We start from the raw sequence: 21,130 nt of genomic DNA, 5'->3' as shown, positions 1-21,130 counted from the left end.
GTCACCGTAGAAGCCGGAGGCGTTGCCGATACGGGTCACGGGCGTACCCCGTCTCCGCTGGCTGGCGTCCGGCCGTCGCCCGGCGGTCCGGCGAAGGCCTGGGCCACGTCGAGCCATTCGTCGGCGACCGGGCCGGTGGGCCGTAGGGCGAGATCCGCCCGGTGCCGGCGCTGGGTGACCAGGAGACAGAAGTCCCGGGCCGGACCGCTCACCCGGTCGGCGGCGTCCGCCGGCCCCCAGACCCAGGTGTCGCCGCCGGGCGCGGCCAGCTCGACCCGGACCGGCGACGCTGGTACGGCACGGCCGTGGGCGGTGAACCCGTGCCCGAGGGTACGCACACCGAGGTGCGCCACGTGGCGGAGGCGGTCGGTGGCCGGCCGGACGACACCGAGGGCGTCGGCCACGTCCTCACCGTGCGCCCACGTCTCCATGATCCGCGCGGTCGCCATCGAGGTGGCCGACATCCGGGTGCCGTACCAGGGCAGTTTGTCGCCGGCCGGAACGGCGGCCAGTGCGTCGACGAGCGCGGCCCGGCCGGCCCGCCAGCGGGCCAGCAGGTCGGCGGGGGGTGCCAGGAACTCGTCGACCCCGGCGTCCACCAGCCGGGTCACGTCCGGCGCTCCGGTCACCGTCGCGTAGAACGCCTCGGCGTCGGTGGCGGCCAGCAGCGCCACGTGGTCGGTCCAGGCCAGGTGGGCGATCTGGTGCGAGATGGTCCAGCCTGCCGCCGGGGTCGGGCGGGCCCAGCCGGCCACGGACAGCGGCGCGACCAGCGCGTCCAGGTCGGCGCACTCGTCGGTCAGATCCGTGAGCAGGTCACTGAGGTCGACCATGGTGCCTCCGGTCGGTGCGGGCCCCGATGGCCGGGGTCAGGGCGTGAGCAGGGTGGCGAGCTGACGTTTCCAGGTGACGAGCAGGGCGGTACGACGGGCCGAGTCGTCGCTGAGCAGGTTGGCCACTCCGAGCCCGCGCATCAGGTCGAGGGTGGCCTGCACCGCCTCGCGGACGCCAGGTCGGCGCTCGTCGACCCCGAGCAGCGCGACGGTGAGCCGGTGCATCTCCCGGCCGACCGTCGCCTCCAGCGGCACGAGGGCGTCGCGAAGCTCGCGGTCGGTGCGGGCCGCCACCCACAGTTCGAGCGCGGCGACGAAGAGCGGCCCGGTGAAGGCCACCCCGAGCAGATCGATCACCCGGTCCAGTCGCTGCGGGCCGGCCGGCAACGCCTCGGCCTCGGTGCGCAGCTCGTCGGCGCGGCGTTCGGCCAGGTGCGCCACGGCGGCCGTGACCAGCGCGGCCTTCGTGGGGTAGTGGTGCAACTGGGCACCCCGCGAGACGCCGGCCCGGGCGGCCACGACGGTGGTCGTGGTGCCGGACCAGCCGTGCTCGATGAGGCAGTCGACTGTGGCCTCCAGCAGGCGGGCCCGGGTGGCGCGACTGCGCTCCTGCTGGGGAACACGTGTCGATGCGGGAGGCATGCGAACAGCCTGTGGCCTGGGAAACAAACAGTCAAGACTGACTTTTTGTGGCGCCAGGCGACGAGCGGTGGCCCGGGGCGGCTCCCACCGGGTGTCTGCGGGCTCTGTCGGGCGGCTCTCACCTGGTGTTCTTGCGGTCTGTCGAGTGGCCCCACCGCTCTCCTTGGGCCCTGTCGGGCGGCTCTCACCTGGTGTTCTCGCGGTCTGTCGGGCGGCCCCACCGCTCTCCTTGGGCCCTGTCGAGCTGCCCCAGGAATGGGGCAGGCGGGTCGCGTCGCCTCCCGAATCGCCTGCCCCAGATTCGGGGCAGCTCGACAGGGCCCAACCACCTACTCCGCGGTCCTGCTCGCCACCGATCACCCGGCCGTGCCGGGGCGAGGGCTGGCTGGTCGAACGTGTACGCGTCGGGCGGATCCGTGCGGTTCAGCGGCCGTCGCGGGGGCCGAAGACGGCGAGCGCGTCGGCGTCGCTGTGGCGGGAGCGCAGGTACTCGTCGGCCCACGCGGCGGCGTCCGGATAGCCCGACTCCGTCGTCACCCGGGCGCAGGCCGCGTCCACGTCGAACGCGGTACGGCGGAGCTGGACGCCCGGCCCGAGCAGGGCCCACCACGCGCCCGCGCCCCCGTACGGCATGCCGACGCTGCCCGCGTTGACGACCAGCCGTCGGTCGACCAGCCGGGTGAAGGGCATGTGGGTGTGACCGCAGACGACCGTGGAGACCTCGGCCGGCAGACCGGCGAACACCTCCGCCCAGCGCGCCATCCGGGAGTCGACGAGCACCATCTCCTCGTCGTCGCGGGGCGTCGCGTGGCAGAACAGCGTCGGGCCCAGGCCGTCGACCTCCAGCGTCACGGTCGCGGGCAGCGCGGCCAGCCGGGCTACCTGATCGTCCCGAAGCTGGCCGGCGGCCCAGTTCGACACCTCTATCGAGGCGGGGCGGCCCGCACGCGCCTCGACCAGCTCACGTTCGCAGTTGCCGCCCACCCAGCAGGCCCGGTCACCGAGCCCGGCGAGCACGTCCAGCACCTCGACCGGCTGCGGACCGGCCGCGATGTCGCCGGTCAGCACGATGAGGTCGGCGGCGGCGACGTCCGGCTCGGCCAGCACCGCCTCCAGCGCGGGCAGCACACCATGGATGTCGGAGAGCACGGCGACCCGGTTCAGCATGGCCCCACACTTCACCCCGCCAGCCGTCCCGACCCAGCGATTCTGCGCCGGGCAGACAAACGGGCAGACAGATACGTCCCCGCCTTGCCGTCGGGGACGGAAGGCGGGGACGTACCGATGTCTCAGACGCGGGCGCGGCGGGCCAGACGCTCCGGGTCCAGGATGATGATGCTCTTGCCGTCCAGCCGCAGCCAGCCGCGCGAGGCGAAGTCGGCCAGCGCCTTGTTGACCGTCTCCCGGGAGGCGCCGACGAGCTGGGCGATCTCCTCCTGGGTGAGGTCGTGGGTCACGCGCAGGACGCCGCCGTCGCGGGTGCCGAAGCGGCCGGCCATCTGGAGCAGGTTCTTCGCCACCCGGCCCGGCACGTCCGTAAAGATCAGGTCGGCGAGCGAGTCGTTGGTCCGGCGCAGCCGCCGGGCGAGCACCCGGAGCAGCTGCTCGGCGATCTCCGGGCGGTTGTTGAGCCACGGCCGCAGCGCCTGCTTGCGCAGCCGTACCAGCCGGGTGTCGGTCACCGCGGTGGCGGTCGCCGTACGCGGACCCGGGTCGAAGAGCGACAGCTCGCCGACCATGTCCGACGGGCCCATCACCGCGATCAGGTTCTGCCGGCCGTCCGCCGCCCGGCGGCCGACCTTGATCTTCCCGGACAGCAGGATGTAGAGGCTGTCACCGGGCTCGCCCTCATTGAAGACGATCTCGCCCTTGCGGACCTCGATCGTCTCCATCTCCTTGGCGAGCGCCTCGGCAGCTTCCGGGTCGACACCCTGGAAGATCCCGCTGCGGGCCAGTACCTCGTCCATTGCGCACCTCCGGTTGCGCGTGCCGTCCGTCGGCCGGGGCCGCCGTCCGCTGATCCCCTCGCGCGCCGCCAAGTCTAGGCGCACGTGAGCACGAATCAGAGGTCGCCCCTGGAATCTTGATCGGTGGGCGTAACCTGCCCGACGTGCTGAGGGACCCGATTCTGACCAGCCGCGTCGAGGGCGGGCGAAACGTACCGCTGCTCGTCTGGCGGGCCGACGGGCCCCTGCGGGCGGTCAGCAGCGGCCCGCTGGGTGGTGGCGTCGGCATCCGGCGGTGGGTGCTGAACGCGACCGTGCCCATGTCGTACGACCGGGAAGACCCCGCCGCGCACCTGGCCGCACTCGCCGCGGACCTGGCCCTGGACGGGCCCGGGGTGGGTCTGCTGACCGGCGTCGACGTGACCGAGGTGGTGACCCGGACGGACACCGGGGTGCGGGCGTGGGCGACCGTCGGGCTCGGCACACCGGTGCCCGCCGCCGCGCCGGCCACGGGAGCGCTCAGCCAGCGGGTGGGCACGGTCAACATCGTGGTGTACGTGCCGGCCCGGCTCGCCGACTCGGCGCTGGTCAACGCCGTCGCCACCGCCACCGAGGCGAAGACCCAGGCGATCGGGGAGCTGGGACTGCCCGGGACGGGTACCCCCACCGACGCGGTCACCGTGCTCTGCCCGGTGGACGGGCCGGAGGCCGCGTACGGGGGGCCACGTTCGACGTGGGGCGCCCCGTTGGCCCGAGCCGTCCACGCCGCCGTGCGCGCGGGCGGCGAACGGCCGGTCGTGCCCTGGTCAGACCGGCTGACCGGCTGAACTTCCGACCGATCGGCCCTCGTCGGCGCGTTCCGAGGTCGGTAGGGTCGCGGGCGATGTACGCTACCGCCCCTTTCGCGTCCCGCCCGTTCCGCCGCGTCACCGCCGGCCTCGCGGCGCTGCTGGCCGCCCTGCTCGTCGCCGGCTGCGCCGACAGCGGGGACGCCCCGGTGTGGCAGCCCGGCGCCGGTGGCGGTGGCACGGGCGCGCCGCTGAACACGGCCGGCCCGAAGGCCAGCGGCGGCGCGACGGCCGCCAACGGGGGCGGCGTCATCTCGCTCTCCGCGACCGGCGACATCATCATGGGCAACGCGCCCGGTCGGCTGCCCGCCGCCGGTGGCAAGGGATTCTTCGACTCGGTCACCGGGGCGCTCAAGGCCGACCTGGTCATGGGCAACCTGGAGGAGCCGCTGACGGTGGACACCGGCGCCGGCAAGTGCGGGGCCAACTCCACCCGCTGCTTCCAGTTCCGTGCGCCGCCCGAGTACGCGGCGCACCTGCGTGACGCCGGGTTCCGGGTGCTCAACCAGGCCAACAACCACGGTTACGACTACGGGCCGAAGGGCTACCAGAACACGCAGCAGGCGCTGGAGAAGTACGACCTGGAGCACACCGGCGCGCCGGACGAGATCACCGTGGTCGACGTCAAGGGCGTCAAGGTCGCCGTGGCCGGCTTCTCCTCGTACGTCTGGTCCAACAGCCTGGTCGACATCGCCAAGGCCAAGACGGTGGTCGCGAAGGCGGCCACCCTCGCCGATCTGGTCGTGGTGCAGGTGCACATGGGTGGCGAGGGAGCGGACAAGACCCGGGTCAAGCCGGGCACCGAGCTGTTCCTGGGCGAGAACCGGGGCGATCCGGTCAAATTCTCCCACGCCATGATCGACGCGGGCGCGGACCTGATCGTCGGGCACGGGCCGCACGTGCTGCGGGGCATGGAGTTCTACCAGGGGCGGCTGATCGCGTACAGCCTGGGCAACTTCGCCGGCGGCGGCAACTCGCTGAGCAACGCCGGCCGGCTGGGCTGGGGCGGTGTGCTGAAGGTGTCGCTCAAACCCGACGGGAGCTGGAGCGGCGGCTCGTTCACCTCCACGTACATGAACTCGGCCGGCAAGCCGACGATGGACCCGGACGACCGGGGCCTGGGGCTCGTCACCGAGCTGAGCCGAACCGACTTCCCCAGGAGCGGGGCCCGGCTCGACGGGCAGGGCAGGATCACCGCGCCGACCGGCGGTTGACCCGGGAGGAACGTCCGGGGCGCGACGTAGGCTGACCGTCGTGACCAGTAGCCCTCCCGGCGCCAGCGAGACCGACCTCGGGCGCACCCGCCGCGCCCGCAAGATCGGCCGGGTGCTGACCGAGACGCACCCCGACGCGCACTGCGAGCTGGACCACTCCAACGCGCTGGAGCTGTCCGTCGCCACCATCCTGTCCGCCCAGTGCACCGACAAGAAGGTCAACGAGGTCACCCCGAAGCTCTTCGCCCGCTACCCGGACGCCGCCGCGTACGCCGGCGCCGACCGGGGCGAGATGGAGGAGCTGATCCGGCCCACCGGGTTCTACCGCAACAAGACGGACTCGCTGCTCAAACTCGGGCAGGCCCTCGTCGACAGGTACGACGGCCAGGTTCCCGGCCGGCTCGCCGACCTGGTGACGCTCCCCGGGATCGGCCGCAAGACCGCCAACGTCATCCTCGGCAACGCCTTCGACGTGCCCGGTATCACCGTCGACACGCACTTCCAGCGGCTGGTGCATCGGTGGCGACTGACCACCGAGACCGACCCGGTCAAGATCGAGCACGCGATCGGCGCGCTGTACCCCAAGCGCGACTGGACGATGCTGTCGCACCGGATCATCTTCCACGGGCGGCGGGTCTGCCACGCCCGCAAACCGGCCTGCGGGGCGTGCACGCTCGCGAAGCTCTGCCCCTCGTACGGCACCGGCCCGACCGAGCCGGCCGCCGCCGCCAAGCTGCTCAAGGGCCCCCGGGCGCGTGACCTGGCCGTGGCGGCCGGGGTCGACCCGGATCTGGTGCCGCCGCAGGCGGTCGCCGCGGAGGTGCCGTGAACCGCCTGCTCACGGGCGCGGCCACCCGGCGGCTCGCGCTGCTCGCCGTGCCGCTCGCGCTGTTCGTCGGCGGTTGCACCGCCAGCCCGGCCGACGACCCCGCACCCAAGTCGGCCGCCGCCGCCGCCGAACGACCGTCGCCCTTCCGGGACTGCGGCACGTTGAATGCGGCACCGACACCCAGCCCCGGGGCTGTCTCCACCCCGCCGGCCGCGACCACTGCGGCTGCGGACGGGCAGGAGTTGCCGGCGCTGACCCTGGCCTGCTTCACCGGCGGCGCGCCGGTCGCGCTGCGGGACGTGGCCGGGCCAGCCGTGATCAACGTGTGGGCCTCCTGGTGCGGGCCGTGCCGCAAGGAACTGCCGGCCTTCCAGCGGCTCAGCGAGCGGACCGCCGGTCGGCTCCAGGTCGTCGGGGTCAACACCCGCGACAGCCGGAGCGGCGCCCAGTCCATCGGCGAGGACTTCGGCGTACGGTTTCCGATCCTCGTCGACCAGGGTGACGCGCTGCAACGGGAACTGAGGCGCAACGCCTTCCCGCTGACCCTCTTCGTCGACGCGGGGGGTCGGATCCGGCACATCGACGCCACCGGAGCCCTCGACGACGCCTCGCTCACCACGCTGGTACGCCAGCACCTGGGCGTGGCGGCGTGACCCGTCGACCGCCCGGCTGGATCGACCCGCTGCTGAGTCGACTGGGCACGGCCCGCGTCGAGGACTTCACCCGCCTCACCACCCCCGCCGAGGGTGGCCGGGAGAGCGCCGTGCTGGTGCTGCTCGGTGAGCAGCCCGACACCGGACCGGACGTGCTGATCCTGCAACGGGCCGCGACCCTGCGTAACCATGCCGGCCAGCCAGCCTTTCCCGGCGGGGCGGCCGACCCGGAGGACGCGGACGCCCGCGCCACCGCGCTTCGCGAGGCCAACGAGGAGGTCGGGCTCGACCCGGCCAGCGTGACCGTGCTGGCCGAGCTGCCGAAGCTGTGGATTCCGGTCAGCGACTTCGTGGTCACCCCGGTGCTGGCCTGGTGGCACGACCCGCATCCGGTGCACCCCCGGGAGCCCGCCGAGGTGGCCCACGTGGCACGACTGCCGATCCGCGAACTGGTCGACCCGGCCAACCGGCTGCGGGTCCGCCATCCCAGCGGCTGGGTGGGGCCGGCGTTCTCGTCGCGCGGCATGCTCGTCTGGGGCTTCACCGCCGGGGTGTTGGCGGCCCTGCTCGAAATGGGCGGCTGGGCCCGCCCGTGGTCGCCCGGCCGGCTCGTCGACCTGCCGCCCACGGGCGCCACTCCCGCGCCGTCGGCCGGCACCGACGAGGTCGACGAGACCGCCCTGCGCTGACCACCCGGTCACCTTCCGCAAGCGATGGTCATCAGGTGGGCGCGGTGCCCGTACGCTGGACCCCGTGTCCGTCGTGGATCTCGTCCTGCTGCTGCTCATGCTCGTGTTCGCGATCAGCGGATACCGTCAGGGTTTTGTCATCGGCATCACCTCGCTGTCCGGCTTCTTCCTGGGTCTCCTGCTCGGCCTGCAACTCGGGCCGCTGTTCGCCCGGCAGTTCGTCGACGCCGGCACCCGGGTGCTGATCTCACTGGTGGCGATCTTCGGATTGGCGGTGATCGGGCAGGCGCTCGCCGGCTGGCTCGGCTCGCACCTGCGCAAGACGATCACCAGCGACGTGGGTCGGCGCATCGACGACGTCGGTGGGGCCTTCGTCTCGCTGTTCGCGGTGCTCCTGCTGGCCTGGCTGGTCGCTGTACCGCTCGGATCGTCGTCGGTGCCCTGGCTCGCCGCCTCGGTACGCAACAGCGCGCTGATCAGCGTGGTGAACGGGATCCTGCCGGAGGAGGCACACCGGCTCTCGACCGCGTTGGAGGACACCGTCGACACCGACGGTTTCCCGGACGTCTTCGGTGGCCTCGCGCCCACCCGGGCCCGGCAGGTCGAGCCGCCCGACCCGGCGCTCGCGGGCTCCCAGGTGGTGGTCAACGGTCAGCGTTCGGTGGTCAAGGTGCTCGGCTCCGCGCCGAGCTGCTCGCGTCGGATCGAGGGCTCCGGCTTCGTGTACGCCGACGACCGGGTCATGACCAACGCGCACGTGGTCGCCGGCACCCGTTCGGTGGCCGTGGAGCTGGGCGGCGAGCGGTACGACGGCCAGGTGGTGGTGTACGACCCCAACCGGGACCTGGCCGTGCTGTTGGTGCCGGGGCTTCCCGGCCCGTCGCTGCGGTTCGCCGCCGGCAACGCGGGCAGCGGCTCGGACGCCATCGTGCTCGGCTTCCCGCTCGACGGGCCGTACAACGCGCAGTCCGCCCGGGTCCGTGACGTCGACCGGATCAAGGGCCCGGACATCTACTCCTCCGGGGACGTCACCCGGGAGATCTACACGATTCGGGCCCTGGTGCGCAGCGGCAACTCGGGCGGCCCGCTGCTGTCGGCCAACGGCCTGGTGCTCGGTGTCATCTTCGCGGCGGCGGCCGACGACCCCAACACCGGTTTCGCAGTGACCGCCGCCGAGGCCCGCCCGGTGGCGTTGGCCGGTGCCGAGCGCAACCGGGCCGTCGCCACCGGCGAGTGCACCTGAGCGCCGTACCGGATCAGGTGCGGGCCGGCTCGGCGAGCGGCAGCTTCGCGCGTCCCCAGCGCAGTCCCCGGTCCAGGATCGCCCGCGCCATGATCGCGACGCAGGCGCCGCCGTTGAGGAAGGACGCCGTCACGTCGCTCGGGTGGTGCATCCCCCGGTACATGCGGGTCAGCGCCACGCCCACCGGCACCATCAGCAGCAGCGTCCACCAGGCGACCTTCGCGCCGGTGCTGCGCGCCCGCAGGGCCATCAGCACCGCGATGCCGACGTAGAGGGCGACCGCCGCCGAGGTGTGCCCGGAGGGGAAGCTCGACGTGGGCGGTGAGGTGTCCATGTGCTCCACCGCGGGCCGCTGCCGGTCGATCACCATCGTGGTCAGCAGGAACACCAGCGCCTGGGCGGTCACGGCCGCGCACAGGAACAAGGGCTCCCGCCAGCGCTTCAGCCAGAGCCGCAGCGCCAGCGCCGCCAGCACGGTGACCACGACGATCATCTGAGTGCTGGCGAGGGTGCTGAACACCAGCGAGACGTCGTTCCAGCCGCCGGTGCGGTCACCGGCGAACTCCCGGTTGACCGCGTCCTCGACGGTGAACGGCCAGGTTCGGTTCAAGACACGGGTGACCAGCACCCCGAGCAGCACCATGACGCCGAACAGGAGGGACACCGGCAGCAGCACCCGCCGGACGATCTGGACCACGGTGTCGGACATGAGCCGGCCAATACCCGGTCGGCGTCCTCGTCACGCCTCACGTCGCGTCGGGCTGCCGCTCGACCTCCGGCGCGACGCCGTCACGGGTCGGCCGCACCGGCCGGAGGCCCGTGTGCGCCCGCCAACTGGTGAACGCGGCGGTGGTCGCCGCGACCACCGCCACGCCGAGCAGCCAACCGCCGAGCACGTCGCTGGCGAAGTGCACGCCGAGCACCACCCTGCTCAGCCCGGTCACCAGCGTGACCAGCAACGCGGCGACCCAGAGCGCGACCTGCGCGGCCCCGCGCCGGACGTACGGCAGGAACACCAGCAGCAGCACGCCGGCGGCCAGGGTGGCGTTCAGCGCGTGCCCGGAGGGGAACGAGTAGCCGGCGGCCCGCGCCACCGGGTCGAGCAGTTCGGGCCGGTCCCGGCCGACGAGCAGCTTGAGCAGCGGGCCCATCAGTCCGCCGACGACCATGGTGGTGGTCGCCCAGAGGGCCAACCGGCGGGCCTGTCGGCGCACCAGCCAGATCACCACCAGCAGTACGACGACCCGCAGCGGCATCGGCGCGAACACCTCGCTCCACACCCGCATCAGCACGACCCAGGCCGGATGGTCCACCGCGTGCTCGTGCAGCGCGTCGGTGACCGTCGAGTCCAGCCGGTGCAGCGGCGCCCACGCTCCGAGCACCAGCAGCGCGAGCAGGGCGAACGGCACCAGCACCAGGAACGCCGCCGTCGCCGCCAGGGTCAGCCGCAGCCCCAACGAGTGGTCCGGGTCGAGGCGACGCCGCCCCCAGGACGGGCGTCGGTCGGTGGCGAGGGTACGGGTGGCGGGCGTACTCATGCGGTCGGTTCTACCCCACCCGCCGGGCAATCAGGCCTGCCCGGTGCGTCGTTCAGCGAGCGCGCTGGCGGAACCGGCGCACCATCAGCGCCGCGCCGGTGACCAGAGCGGCGAAGAGCACGGCGCCGGTCCACAGTCGCTCCGGCGCGGATTCGGCCGGCACGCCCGCCGGTCGTGCCGTCCACCCCGTCTGCTGCCGGGGAGCGGTGAAGCCGAGCGGGTCGCTGCCGGCGCCGCTCACCGGGTCGTCGTCGCCCGAACCGGGCGCCGGCCCGAAGCCGACCACGCCGGGCGAGGTCTGATCGTCCAGCGGGTTGGCGGCGACGGGCGGGACATCCGCGGTCAGCGCGGCCACCGGGTCGACCACCCCGTACCCGAACCGGTCGTCCCGGCCGGTCGGGCCGATGTCCCGGGCGGTGACCACGAGCCGGTTGACCACCTGGCCGGCGGGCATGTCCGGGTAGCGGGACCGGACCAGCGCGGCGGTGGCGGCCACCAGCGGCGCGGCGAAGCTGGTGCCCTGCACCCGCCAGTACCCGTCGGTCGGACGGGCGCCGACCAGGCCGGTGGCCGGAGCGGTGAGCACCGTCGCCCGACCGGTGATCGACCCGGACCACAGGTTGTCGCTGTTGCGCTCCAACCCGGCGACCGCGATGACGCCCGGCTCGCGAGACGGATACCAGGGCTTGGAGTCGGTCGACGTGGCCAGGTTGCCGGTGCAGGCGACCACCACCACGTCGCGGACGAACGCGTAGTCCAGGGCCGCGGCCAGGGCCGGGCTGTCGCCACTGCCGCCCAGCGACAGGTTGATCACCCGGGCGCCGTGGTCGACCGCCCACCGGACGCCCTTGGCGACGATCAGCGCGTCGTCGTACTTGTTACGTTCGTCCAGCACGCGTACCGGCAGGATCCGGGCATCCGGTGCCAGGCCGACCACGCCCCGCTTGTCGTCGTTGCGCCCGGCGATCAGACCGGCGACCGTGGTGCCGTGGCCCACCGGATCGGGACCGGCTCCGCCGGCCGGTCCGACCAGGTCGAGCCCGGGCAGCACCTGACCGGCCAGGTCGGGATGGTTCGCGTCCACGCCGGAGTCGACCACGGCGACGGTCACGCCCCGACCGGTCGAGGTGCGCCAGGCCGTGTCGGCCCGCAGCTCGTCGAGCTGCCACTGCTCGTCACGAACCTGGTCGGTGCGCGAGACGCTGTCACCGGGGGCGAACGCGGCCGACGCGCCGGCGAGCTGCCCGCCGCTGCTCGGCGCGGCGACGGGTGCGGCGCTCGGAACCGCGACAGCGGCCAGCGCCGCCATGCCGAGCAGCGCCCGGCCGGCCCGCCGGGCCACCGCCGGAGCGCTGTGCCGAACCCCAGTCACATCCACTGCCATTCATCCCGACGGAACCATGACGATCGGAGATTACCGGTTTCCCCACGCGTCACGGGGGGAACCGCGGAGACAGGTCACGGTGGCGGCAAATGTGCGAGCTGAACGAGGCGTACGCCCTCTCGCCGGGTGACCAACCGACCACGGCCCGCTGGCAGCGGCCCGGGTCGTACCGGCCCGACGAGCGCGCCCTCCTCCGGACTGCCCGCCATCACCAGTCCGGCGGTGGAGAGTTCCCGCAGCCGCTGCACGATCGGCTCGTACTGGGCCCGACCCGCGCCGCCGGAACGGCGGGCCAGCACCAGGTGCAGGCCGACGTCGCGGGCGTGCGGCAGATGCTCCTCCAGCGCCCGCAACGGGTTCGCCGGCCCGGTCGCCACCAGGTCGTAGTCGTCGACCAGCACGAACAGTTCCGGCCCCGACCACCACGAGCGATCGCGCAACTGCTGCGGCGTGACCTCCGGCCCCGGCGCCCGCCGCTGCAGGTAACCGGCGGCCGACTCGACCAGGTCCGCGGTGTGCGCGGCCGCGGTGCCGTAGCCGATGAGGTGCGGTGTCTCGATCGCGCCGAGCAGGCTGCGCCGGTAGTCCACCAGGATGACCCGGGCCTCCTCCGGCGTGAACCGGGTGGTGATCGACGTGGCGAGCGCCCGCAGGAACGACGACTTGCCGCACTCGGCGTCCCCGAAGACCACGAAGTGCGGCTCGGCCGCGAAGTCGAGGTGCACCGGCCGGAGGTCGGCCTCGGCGACACCGATCGGCAGCCGCAGCCCGGTGGTGGCGGTGAGATCCAGATCGGCGTACGGCAGCACCGGCGGGAGGAGTCGGACCGGAGGCGCCACCGGTCCGGGCCAGCTGTCGGTGATCCGCTCGACCAGCTCGGCGGTGCCCCCGCTCGGCCCCGCCAGTCGCGGGAGCGCGGTCAGGAAGTGCAGGCTCTGGGCCGTCACCCCCCGGCCGGGACGCTCCGGCACGTTCGCCGCGGCCCGCCGGGCGACCAGGGAGTCGGCCGGGTCGCCGAGGCGTAACTCCAGCCGGGAGCCGAACAGGTCCCGGATCGCCGGGCGGAAGTCCAGCCAGCGCAGGGCCGTGGCGACCACGTGCAGCCCGTACGACAGACCACGGGTCGCCAGGTCGGTGACCAGCGGTTCCAGGTCGTCGTACTCGCCGCGCAGCGTGCTCCATCCGTCCACCACCAGGAAGACGTCGCCGTACGGGTCGGCATCCGGCTGATCGGTCGTCGCCGTCGCGGCCCGACGTCGCCGGTACGTGGCCATCGACTCCACGCCCAACTCGGCGAAGCGGCGCTCCCGGTCGGCCAGGAGTGTGGTCAGCTCGCCGACGGTGCGTCGTACGGCGGTCGGGTCGGCGCGACCGGTCACCCCGCCCACGTGCGGCAGGTCGCGTAGCGCCGCGAGGCCGCCACCGCCGAAGTCGAGGCAGTAGACCTGCGCCTCGGCCGGGGTGTGGGTGAGCGCCAACGCGCAGATCAGCGTCCGCAGCGCCGTGGACTTGCCGCTCTGCGGAGCGCCGACCACCGCCACGTGCCCGGCCGCACCGTCCAGGGCCAGCCAGAGCAGGTCCCGGCGCTGCTCCAACGGCCGGTCCACGACGGCCACCGGCACGCCCAGCGCTCCGTGCAGCTCGGGGTTTGCCACGGTGAGCCCGCGGGCCGGGTCCACCTCGACCGTGCCGACCAACTCGTCCAGGGGCGGCGGATCACCGAGCGGCGCGAGCCACACCTGGTGCGCGGGCGGGCCCTGCCCGACGAGCCGGTCGACCAGCAGGTCGAGCAGGGTTTCCCGGCCGGGCTCGTCCTCGGCCACCATGGGCAGGGCCGGTGTCGTCGGCGCGGGCAGCGGTACGGCGTGGGTGGTGAACGTGAGCAGGCGGGCTTCGTCGTCGGCCGGGACGCCGGCCGTGGCGGCCCGGCGGCGCACGGCGCCCGAGACGTACGCGGCCTTGAACCGGGCCAACGGATCGGTGCCGGCGCGCAGGTAGCCGTGGCCCGGCGAGCGGGGCAGCTCGTGGGCGTCCGGCACGCCGAGCACCGTGCGGGACTCCAGCGCGGAGAAGGTGCGCAACCCGATCCGGTACGACAGGTGCGTGTCCAACCCGCGCAACCGGCCCTCCTCCAGGCGCTGGCTGGCGAGCAGCAGGTGCACGCCGAGCGACCGACCCAGCCGACCGATCTGCACGAACAGGTCGATGAAGTCGGGCTTGGCGGAGAGCAGTTCGGAGAACTCGTCGCAGATCAGCAGCAGCGACGGCAGTGGGGCGAGCGGGCTGCCGGCGGCTCGCGCCCGCTCGTAGTCGCGCACGCTGGCGAAGTTGCCGGCCCGGCGCAGCAGCTCCTGCCGGCGGACCAGCTCGCCGTTGATCGCGTCGACCATCCGGTCCACCAGGGGCAACGCGTCGGCCAGGTTGGTGATCACGGCGGCGGTGTGCGGCAGCCGGTCGAACGGCGCGAAGGTCGCCCCGCCCTTGAAGTCGACCAGGACGAAGTTGAGCTGCTCGGAGCTGTGCGTCGCGGCCAGCCCCAGCACGAGGGTGCGGAGCAGCTCGGACTTGCCCGACCCGGTGGCCCCGATGAGTAGACCGTGCGGGCCCATCCCGTCCTGGGCGGACTCCTTGAGGTCCAGTTCGATGGCGCCACCGTCGACGCCCACCCCGATCGGCACCCGCAGCCGGTCCCGGGGCGCGCGCGGCGTCCAACCCTGCTCGGCGGTGAAGCTCTCCGGGTCGCCGAGGCCGAGCAGCTCCGGAAGGCCCAACTCGATCTCCAGTGGGGCGTCCGGGCCGCGGGCCGTGCCGGCCAGCCGCAGTGGCGCGAGCCGTCGGGCGACGGCCTCGGCGTCGGCGAGGTCGAGGTGGTCGGCGCTGCCCACCTCGGCGTGCCCCTCGACCGACCACGAGTGCAGCCGCCGGCCGCGCAGCTCGAGCAGCAGCGCGTACCGGTCGAGCAGGCGCGGCGGTGGCGTCTCCAGGTCGAGCACGGTGACCGCGTCGATGCCACCGTCGCCGGTCAGGTCGGTGGCGCCGGTCAGGTCACCGCCGTCGAGGACCACCACCACGTGCGGGCCGTCGGTGGCCGGACCGGCCGGGCTGAACCGGGAGCGGCTGGCCACCACGTCGGCGAGCAGCCGCTCCAGTTCCGCGCCCGACGAGGTCACCAGCCGGGCGGGTCCGAGCGCGTCCGTGCGTCCGGGGTGGTGCGCGTGTGGAAGCCACTTCACCCACTCCCAGGCGGCACGGCGTTCGGGGCCGGCGCAGACCGCGATCAGCAGCTCGTCGGGCGCGTGGAAGACGGCCAGCTGGATCAGCACGGCCCGGGTCAGGGCCTGCGCCGCCGGGTCGCCGGTGGGCGTGGGTGGCCCGCCGGTGGTCGGGCCGCTGCCGGCGGCGCTGCGCACGTGCACCCGGGCGAAGCTGCGCAGGGACAGCGCCACCGGCAGCTCCGGCACCACCGAGTACGCGTCCAGGAAGCGGCGCAGCGCGCCGGCCGTCATCGGCTCCAGCTCCTCGAGCGGCCGGGTGACCGGCGGCACCAGCGGGGTGGCCAGCGTCTGCGGCCCGACGGCGACGCGAACCACGGCGAAGTCCGGGTCGCCGGGGCGGCGTTCCCAGACCCGGCGGCTGTCCACGGTCGACCACAGTCGGCCCGGGTCGGGGTGGCGGTAGTACAGACCCGCGCGCTGCTGTCCGGCGGTCTGCCGGACCCGACGGCGCAGCGTCGCCAGGTGGCGCAGGTACTCGCGGCGAGCCGCCATCATCTCGGACTTCTTCGGGGTGCCCGAGGCGCTGCCCCAGGTGGTCACCAGCATCGCGAGCGAGGAGAGCCCGAACATGCCGCCCACGACGTACGAGTACGCGCCGCCGCCCCGCCCGAACATCATCGCCATCGCCACCGTGCCGCCGAGCATGGGCAGCACCATCAGTGCCTGCTGCCACCGGCCGCCGGCCACCGCCGGGATCTCCGGCGGCGCGTCGACGGGCAGCTCGCCGACGGGGATCTCCGGCGCTGGCCGACGCGGTGGGCGCTTGATGACGACGGTGGACACTCGGCCTCCTGACTGCGCTGGGTAACCCGAGCCTGGCTCATGGTAGGTAAAGTCCTGTCGTCCCCGCAGCCTCCGATGCCGTTCGATATGGAGACCGGTCGATGACAACCGGACTGGCCCGCGTCACCATCAGCGCCCCCCAGCGGCGGGTGGACGTCGCCCTGCCGGAGCAGGTCCCCCTGGCCGAGCTGCTGCCCGACGTGCTCCGGCACGCCGGCGAGGGACTGGCCGACGACGGGGAACGGCACGGCGGCTGGGTGCTGCGCCGCACCGACGGGGCGCTGCTGGCGACCGCGCAGGCGCTGCTGCCGCAGGGCGTCCGCGACGGCGAGGTGCTGCACCTGGTGCCGGCCCGCGCCCACTGGCCCGAGCTGGAGTACGACGACGTCGTGGAGGCGATCGCCGACGGCGCCCGGCGACGTGGCGGAGCCTGGTCACCCGCCGCCACCCGGGTCGCCGGTCTGGCCGGCGCCGCCGTACCGCTCGCCGTCGGGCTGCTCGCCCTGCTCGCCAGCGGCCCGACGTCGAGCAGCGGCTGGGTCGCGGCGGCGGCGGTGGCGCTGCTGCTCACCGTGGCCGGTACGGTCGCCAGCCGTGCCAACGGCGACGGCGCGGCCGGCGCGACGCTCGGCGGGTACGCGCTTCCGTACGCCTTCGTAGCCGGTGCCCTCGCGGTCGGCTCGGGTGACCCGGTCGGCCCGCTCGTACCGGTGCGCTGGGTCGGCGCGGCCGAACTGCTGGCCGGCTCGGTGGCGCTGCTGCTCGTGGCGCTGGTCGGGCTGCTCGGGGTGGCGAGCCGACAGCGGATCTTCGTGGCCGGCGTCACGGTCGGCCTGCTCGGTGCCGCCGCGGCGCTCGGCGCGCTGCCGCTGACCCCCGCCGGCACGGCGGCGGTGCTGCTCAGCGCACTGGTCTTCGCCATCGGGGCGATCCCGCTGCTGGCCATCCGGCTCGGCAAGCTGCCACTGCCGCCGATCACCCTGCCGGCCACCCCGTCCGCGGCCGAGCCGGAGCGGCCCGGGGACCTACCGGACCGGGGTCGGGTGCAGGCGGCGGTCATCCGCACCGAGGAGATGCTCACCGGGATGCTGCTCGGGCACGCGGTGCTGGCGGTCGGGGCCGCTGTCGTACTCGGGGTGGCTGGTGGGACGGCCGGCCCGGCGCTGGTGGCGGTGGTCTCGGCCGTGCTGCTGCTGCGCTCGCGGCTGTTCGTGGCGCTGCGGCACCGGGTGCCGACGGTGCTCGCCGGGCTCGTCGGCTACGCGGTGCTGGGCGCGGTGCTGGTCGACCGGGCCGACGACACCGGCCGCCTGGCGCTGGTCCTCGGCGGGGCGGCGCTGGGCCTGGTGACCGTGGCCGCCGGCACCGGGTACGCCCGGCGACCGGTCTCGCCGTACCTCGGGCGGGTCGCGGACCTCACCGACACGGCCCTGGTGGTCGCCGTGGTGCCGGTCGCCTGCGCGGTGCTCGACCTGTACGACAAGGCCCGGGGACTGCTCGGGTGAGCAGCTCCCGGGCCCGGCCGGTCGTCGTACGTCAGTGGGTGGACTCGCCGCGCGCCTCGGCGTCGCGCGCCCGCTGGTAGGAGGCGCGGATCTCGGCCTCGGCCTCGGTGCGGCCGACCCAGGTCGCGCCCTCGACCGACTTGCCGGGCTCCAGGTCCTTGTACACCTCGAAGAAGTGCTGGATCTCCAGGCGGTCGAACTCGCCCAGGTGGTGGATGTCGCGCAGGTGCTCCTGACGAGGGTCCTCGTAGGGGACGCAGAGGACCTTGTCGTCGCCGCCCTTCTCGTCGGTCATCCGGAACATGCCGATGGTCCGGCAGCGGATGAGGCAGCCCGGGAAGGTCGGCTCGGGGACCAGCACGAGCGCGTCCAGCGGGTCGCCGTCCTCGCCCAGCGTGTCCTCGATGAAGCCGTAGTCGGCCGGGTACTGGGTGGACGTGAACAGGGTGCGGTCCAGCCGGATCCGGCCGGTCTTGTGGTCCACCTCGTACTTGTTGCGGTGACCTTTCGGGATCTCAACCGTCACGTCGAAATCCATCTGCACGCTCCCTCGTCTGCCCACGCTGGCTAACGGAACCACTGGCGGCCCTCCGGACAGGTGAATGCCCACCCGCCGACTCCGGCCGCCGCATAGTCTTCGGACCGAAGTAGTGTCACCCAAGCCGATTTTCGTTGGGGGAGGAGGGGGTCGTGGGGAGGGAAGATTCACACTACCGTCCGGACGAGGGCGTCAGAGGCGGTACCGGACGATCCGGCTCCGGTGGCGCGACCGGAAGGGTCCCGGTGCCGGACGCGCACTTCCCCCGAGTCCCCGAGGAGTCGGTTCCCGAGCGGCCACCGCCGCTGCCGTGGCGTCCGTCCGGCTCGGCCCCGGCGGGACCGAACAACGGTCGCTTCCCGGTCCTCGGCCCGGACCGCCCCGCGAGCGGCGCGCACCCCCCGGGTCGCGCGTCGGTCCGACCCGCCCCGAGCGGCCCCACCTGGGGCGGCCCGATGCCCGGCGAGCGGCCGGCCGGCGGCGATCCGTACGGCGTACCGCCGCTGGGTCCGCCGATCTCCGCGTTGCCCTCGACGGCCGACGTCGAACCGCCGGTGACGCCGCCGACCACGCCGCGCCGTCGCGGGCGACTGGTGACCGTGCTGGCCGTCGTGGTGCTGCTGGTGCTGGCCGGTGTGGGTGTCGTGGTGACCCGTCCCGGCCCGGTCGCGGGCTGGCTGGGCGACGACGGGGCGTCCGCGCCGACCGCCGCCGGCGCCAGCGCCGAACCGGACCCGTCGGACGTGTTGAACGGACCCGACCCGAACGCGCCGCTGCCCAGCGCCGACGCGGTACGGGCCGTGCTCGACCCGTTGGTCGACGTACCCGCCCTGGGTGACCGGGTGAACGTCTCGGTGGCCGACGTGACCACCGGTCAGACGCTGTACGGCAAGGGCGCGGACGACGGCACGGTGCCCGCCTCCGTCACCAAACTGGCGACGGCGGTGACCGTGCTGGCCGCCCGCGGCCCCGGATTCCGCATCCCGACCCGGGCGGTGGCCGGCACCAAGCCGGGCGAGGTGGTGATCGTCGGCGGCGGTGACCCCACGCTCGCGGTGAACAAGAAGGGCTACTACCCCGGCGCGGCACGCCTGGACGACCTGGCCGCGCAGGTACGTACCGCCCTCGGCGGCACCGCCCCGACCAGCGTCACCGTCGACGGCACGGTCTACTCCGGCCCGCTGTACGGCCCCGGCTGGGACGACGACATCCCGACCGGCGGGTACGGCGGCGCGGTGACCGCGCTGATGACCGACGGGGCACGCAAGGACCCGGGTGCCGAGCCCGGCGGCGCCGAGCGGGTCCCCGAGCCCGACCTGGCCGCCGGCCGGTCGTTCGCCCGGCTGCTCGGTGTACCGACCAGCGCCGTCAAGCGGGGTACGGCCCCGGCTCTGGCGACCGCCGCCGGTGGCACCCCGCCGGCCGGTACGGAGCTGGGTGTGGTGCAGTCCCCACCGCTGATCCGGTTGGTCGACATCATGATCAGCGAGAGTGACAACCTGCTGGCCGAGGCGCTGGCCCGCCAGGTGGCCCTGGCACGAAACCAGAAGGCGTCCTTCGACGGCGGCGCTGCCGCGATGGACGCCGAGGTGGCGGAGCTGGGCCTGCCCGCCGAGGAGATCACCCTCTCCGACGGCAGTGGGCTGTCGCGTCGCAACCGGATCAGCCCGTCGCTGCTCACCGACCTGATCCGACTGGCCGCGAGTCCGGATCATCCGGAACTGGCCGGCGTCTTCGGAGGCCTGCCGGTGGGCGGCTGGTCCGGCACGCTGGGCGAGCGCTACCGGGGTGCCCCGGGGACCGCCGCCGGCGCCGGTGCCGTACGCGCGAAGACCGGCACCCTGACCGGGGTGCACGCCATCGCGGGCCTGGTCACCACGGCCGACGGCCGACTGCTCACCTTCGCGGTGCTCACCGACAAGGTGCCCGGCGGGACGGACACCGCCCAACCGGCGCTGGACCGCATCGCCTCCGCACTGGCCGGCTGCGGCTGCCGCTGACCGTCCGCACGGGCGGGCTCCGGCTGCCGCTGACCAGCTCCGGGGCCCGGCCCGGGTCGGCACGCGGGGCCGCGACCGGCGTCGATCGCCGACGCGAGCCCGGCCCGGGGTGTCGCGACGCGGGTACGGTGGGTTCATGGCGCAGTTCGTGGACTGGGATCTGGCCGCCGCCACCGCGGGGGCGTTGAGCAAGTCGGGCCCCCGGGTGTCGTACACCGAGGCCACCGACGTGGTCGGCGACCTGCGTCGGCTGACCGACGAGGCCGCCGGGCACGTGGCCGACTACACCGGCCTGCGGGCGCAGGTGGCGCACCCGCCGGTGCGGGTGGTCGACCGGCGGGACTGGGCGGCCACCAACATCGCCGGGCTGCGTGAGGTGATCACCCCACTGGTCAGCCGGCTGTCCGGCGACAAGCAGCCCGGCGCGCTCACCGAGGCGATCGGGTCGCGGCTGACCGGGGTGCAGGCCGGCACCGTCCTGGCCTACCTGTCCGGCCGGGTCCTCGGCCAGTACGAGGTCTTCTCCGCCGACCCGGGGCAGTTGCTTCTGGTGGCGCCGAACATCGTCGAGGTGGAGCGCAAGCTCGAAGCCGACTCCCGGGACTTCCGGCTGTGGGTCTGCCTGCACGAGGTCACCCACCGCACCCAGTTCACCGCCGTGCCCTGGATGCGGGCCTACTTCCTCGGCGAGGTCCAGGCGTTCGTGGACGCGTCGTCCAGCGGCGGCGAACATCTCGTCGAGCGGCTGCGGCGCGGTGTCGCGACGCTGTCCGAGGCGGTCCGCGACCCGGAGAGCCGGACGAGCGTGCTGGACATCGTGCAGACCCCGGCGCAGCGGGCCGTCCTCGACCGCCTCACCGCGCTGATGACCCTGTTGGAGGGGCACGCCGAGTTCGTGATGGATGGCGTCGGCCCGCAGGTGATCCCGAGCGTGGAGCGGATCCGGGCCTCGTTCAACCGTCGCCGCGAGGCGGGCAACCCGTTGGAGAAGGCGATCCGTCGGCTGCTCGGGGTGGACGTCAAGATGCGCCAGTACGCCGAGGGTCGCAAGTTCGTGCACGGCGTGGTCGAGCGCGTCGGCATGGACGGCTTCAACCAGATCTTCAACTCACCGCTCACCCTGCCCCGGCTGTCGGAGCTGGGCGACCCGGACGCCTGGGTGGCACGCGTGCACGGCCCGGCCGGCACCGTTCCGTCCGCCGGCTGACCG

The 21,130-nt window shown here is 73.9% G+C and carries 18 protein-coding genes; 9 read left to right on the top strand and 9 right to left on the bottom strand.

The genetic code is table 11. The features are described 5' to 3' along the window. Positions 1–35 precede the first annotated feature (35 nt). The 4 genes from ACQP03_RS32615 to ACQP03_RS32600 all read right to left on the bottom strand — a co-directional run bounded on the left by ACQP03_RS32615 (position 36) and on the right by ACQP03_RS32600 (position 3,442). On the bottom strand, positions 36–833 hold the full coding sequence (locus ACQP03_RS32615) for a TIGR03084 family metal-binding protein (RefSeq protein ID WP_357172651.1): 798 nt from the start codon (positions 831–833) through the stop codon (positions 36–38). A gap of 36 nt (positions 834–869) precedes the next feature. Next, a complete protein-coding gene (locus ACQP03_RS32610) occupies positions 870–1,475 on the bottom strand; it encodes a TetR/AcrR family transcriptional regulator (protein ID WP_357172648.1) in 606 nt (201 codons plus the stop codon). A gap of 423 nt (positions 1,476–1,898) precedes the next feature. Continuing rightward, positions 1,899–2,642, bottom strand: coding sequence for a metallophosphoesterase family protein (locus tag ACQP03_RS32605; RefSeq protein WP_357172645.1), 744 nt, complete (start codon positions 2,640–2,642; stop codon positions 1,899–1,901). 122 nt (positions 2,643–2,764) lie between these two features. Beyond that, positions 2,765–3,442 carry a Crp/Fnr family transcriptional regulator gene (locus ACQP03_RS32600; protein ID WP_007466162.1) on the bottom strand — a complete coding sequence of 226 codons (678 nt, stop codon included), beginning with the start codon at positions 3,440–3,442 and terminating at the stop codon, positions 2,765–2,767. Positions 3,443–3,585: 143 nt separating this feature from the next. Here ACQP03_RS32600 and ACQP03_RS32595 point away from each other — a divergent pair, with 143 nt between their 5' ends. The 6 genes from ACQP03_RS32595 to ACQP03_RS32570 all read left to right on the top strand — a co-directional run bounded on the left by ACQP03_RS32595 (position 3,586) and on the right by ACQP03_RS32570 (position 8,897). Then, on the top strand, positions 3,586–4,248 hold the full coding sequence (locus ACQP03_RS32595; protein ID WP_357392921.1) for an adenosylcobinamide amidohydrolase: 663 nt from the start codon (positions 3,586–3,588) through the stop codon (positions 4,246–4,248). Between the two features lie 56 nt (positions 4,249–4,304). After that, positions 4,305–5,483, top strand: a complete 1,179-nt coding sequence (locus tag ACQP03_RS32590) for a CapA family protein (RefSeq protein ID WP_363660815.1) — start codon at positions 4,305–4,307, stop codon at positions 5,481–5,483. A 40-nt stretch (positions 5,484–5,523) separates the two neighbouring features. After that, positions 5,524–6,312, top strand: coding sequence for an endonuclease III (gene nth / locus ACQP03_RS32585; RefSeq protein WP_357132816.1), 789 nt, complete (start codon positions 5,524–5,526; stop codon positions 6,310–6,312). A 5-nt stretch (positions 6,313–6,317) separates the two neighbouring features. Continuing rightward, positions 6,318–6,965 carry a TlpA family protein disulfide reductase gene (locus tag ACQP03_RS32580; protein WP_357392956.1) on the top strand — a complete coding sequence of 216 codons (648 nt, stop codon included), beginning with the start codon at positions 6,318–6,320 and terminating at the stop codon, positions 6,963–6,965. Next, positions 6,962–7,654: an NUDIX hydrolase gene (locus ACQP03_RS32575; RefSeq protein ID WP_355052513.1), complete on the top strand. Its 693-nt coding sequence runs from the start codon at positions 6,962–6,964 to the stop codon at positions 7,652–7,654. Before ACQP03_RS32580 ends, ACQP03_RS32575 begins: the two co-directional genes overlap by 4 nt. Before the next feature lie 64 nt (positions 7,655–7,718). Then, entirely contained in the window at positions 7,719–8,897 is a 1,179-nt protein-coding gene (locus tag ACQP03_RS32570) for a MarP family serine protease (RefSeq protein ID WP_357132813.1), read from the top strand. A gap of 13 nt (positions 8,898–8,910) precedes the next feature. Here the strand turns inward: ACQP03_RS32570 and ACQP03_RS32565 are convergent, their stop codons facing one another. The 4 genes from ACQP03_RS32565 to eccCa all read right to left on the bottom strand — a co-directional run bounded on the left by ACQP03_RS32565 (position 8,911) and on the right by eccCa (position 15,877). After that, entirely contained in the window at positions 8,911–9,606 is a 696-nt protein-coding gene (locus tag ACQP03_RS32565) for a phosphatase PAP2 family protein (RefSeq protein ID WP_357132811.1), read from the bottom strand. Positions 9,607–9,643: 37 nt separating this feature from the next. After that, on the bottom strand, positions 9,644–10,435 hold the full coding sequence (locus ACQP03_RS32560; protein ID WP_357392925.1) for a phosphatase PAP2 family protein: 792 nt from the start codon (positions 10,433–10,435) through the stop codon (positions 9,644–9,646). 52 nt (positions 10,436–10,487) lie between these two features. After that, positions 10,488–11,819 carry a type VII secretion-associated serine protease mycosin gene (gene mycP / locus ACQP03_RS32555; protein WP_357132807.1) on the bottom strand — a complete coding sequence of 444 codons (1,332 nt, stop codon included), beginning with the start codon at positions 11,817–11,819 and terminating at the stop codon, positions 10,488–10,490. A 74-nt stretch (positions 11,820–11,893) separates the two neighbouring features. Beyond that, on the bottom strand, positions 11,894–15,877 hold the full coding sequence (gene eccCa / locus ACQP03_RS32550) for a type VII secretion protein EccCa (protein ID WP_357392929.1): 3,984 nt from the start codon (positions 15,875–15,877) through the stop codon (positions 11,894–11,896). 101 nt (positions 15,878–15,978) lie between these two features. Here eccCa and eccD point away from each other — a divergent pair, with 101 nt between their 5' ends. Beyond that, complete coding sequence (gene eccD, locus ACQP03_RS32545) at positions 15,979–17,382, top strand: type VII secretion integral membrane protein EccD (RefSeq protein WP_357392931.1); 1,404 nt, start codon at positions 15,979–15,981, stop codon at positions 17,380–17,382. A 31-nt stretch (positions 17,383–17,413) separates the two neighbouring features. Here the strand turns inward: eccD and ACQP03_RS32540 are convergent, their stop codons facing one another. Next, complete coding sequence (locus ACQP03_RS32540) at positions 17,414–17,920, bottom strand: inorganic diphosphatase (RefSeq protein WP_355052506.1); 507 nt, start codon at positions 17,918–17,920, stop codon at positions 17,414–17,416. A 455-nt stretch (positions 17,921–18,375) separates the two neighbouring features. Between ACQP03_RS32540 and dacB the strand changes: the two genes are divergently transcribed. Continuing rightward, a complete protein-coding gene (dacB, locus tag ACQP03_RS32535; RefSeq protein ID WP_357132967.1) occupies positions 18,376–19,920 on the top strand; it encodes a D-alanyl-D-alanine carboxypeptidase/D-alanyl-D-alanine endopeptidase in 1,545 nt (514 codons plus the stop codon). A 136-nt stretch (positions 19,921–20,056) separates the two neighbouring features. Next, on the top strand, positions 20,057–21,127 hold the full coding sequence (locus ACQP03_RS32530) for a zinc-dependent metalloprotease (protein WP_357132801.1): 1,071 nt from the start codon (positions 20,057–20,059) through the stop codon (positions 21,125–21,127). Positions 21,128–21,130 lie beyond the last annotated feature (3 nt).

Source organism: Micromonospora sp. CA-248212 (genome assembly GCF_050948405.1).
Lineage (GTDB): Bacteria > Actinomycetota > Actinomycetes > Mycobacteriales > Micromonosporaceae > Micromonospora.
Note: the sequence above shows the minus strand (reverse complement) of the source record. Positions and strands in the feature narration are given on the sequence as shown.

Coding starts and splice junctions, on each gene's coding strand:
- ACQP03_RS32615 (WP_357172651.1), bottom strand. CDS start 833: ATGGTCGACCTCAGTGACCTGCTCACGGATCTGACCGACGAGTGCGCC.
- ACQP03_RS32610 (WP_357172648.1), bottom strand. CDS start 1,475: ATGCCTCCCGCATCGACACGTGTTCCCCAGCAGGAGCGCAGTCGCGCC.
- ACQP03_RS32605 (WP_357172645.1), bottom strand. CDS start 2,642: ATGCTGAACCGGGTCGCCGTGCTCTCCGACATCCATGGTGTGCTGCCC.
- ACQP03_RS32600 (WP_007466162.1), bottom strand. CDS start 3,442: ATGGACGAGGTACTGGCCCGCAGCGGGATCTTCCAGGGTGTCGACCCG.
- ACQP03_RS32590 (WP_363660815.1), top strand. CDS start 4,305: ATGTACGCTACCGCCCCTTTCGCGTCCCGCCCGTTCCGCCGCGTCACC.
- ACQP03_RS32565 (WP_357132811.1), bottom strand. CDS start 9,606: ATGTCCGACACCGTGGTCCAGATCGTCCGGCGGGTGCTGCTGCCGGTG.
- ACQP03_RS32560 (WP_357392925.1), bottom strand. CDS start 10,435: ATGAGTACGCCCGCCACCCGTACCCTCGCCACCGACCGACGCCCGTCC.
- mycP (WP_357132807.1), bottom strand. CDS start 11,819: ATGGCAGTGGATGTGACTGGGGTTCGGCACAGCGCTCCGGCGGTGGCC.
- eccD (WP_357392931.1), top strand. CDS start 15,979: ATGACAACCGGACTGGCCCGCGTCACCATCAGCGCCCCCCAGCGGCGG.
- ACQP03_RS32540 (WP_355052506.1), bottom strand. CDS start 17,920: ATGGATTTCGACGTGACGGTTGAGATCCCGAAAGGTCACCGCAACAAG.
- dacB (WP_357132967.1), top strand. CDS start 18,376: ATGCCCGGCGAGCGGCCGGCCGGCGGCGATCCGTACGGCGTACCGCCG.
- ACQP03_RS32530 (WP_357132801.1), top strand. CDS start 20,057: ATGGCGCAGTTCGTGGACTGGGATCTGGCCGCCGCCACCGCGGGGGCG.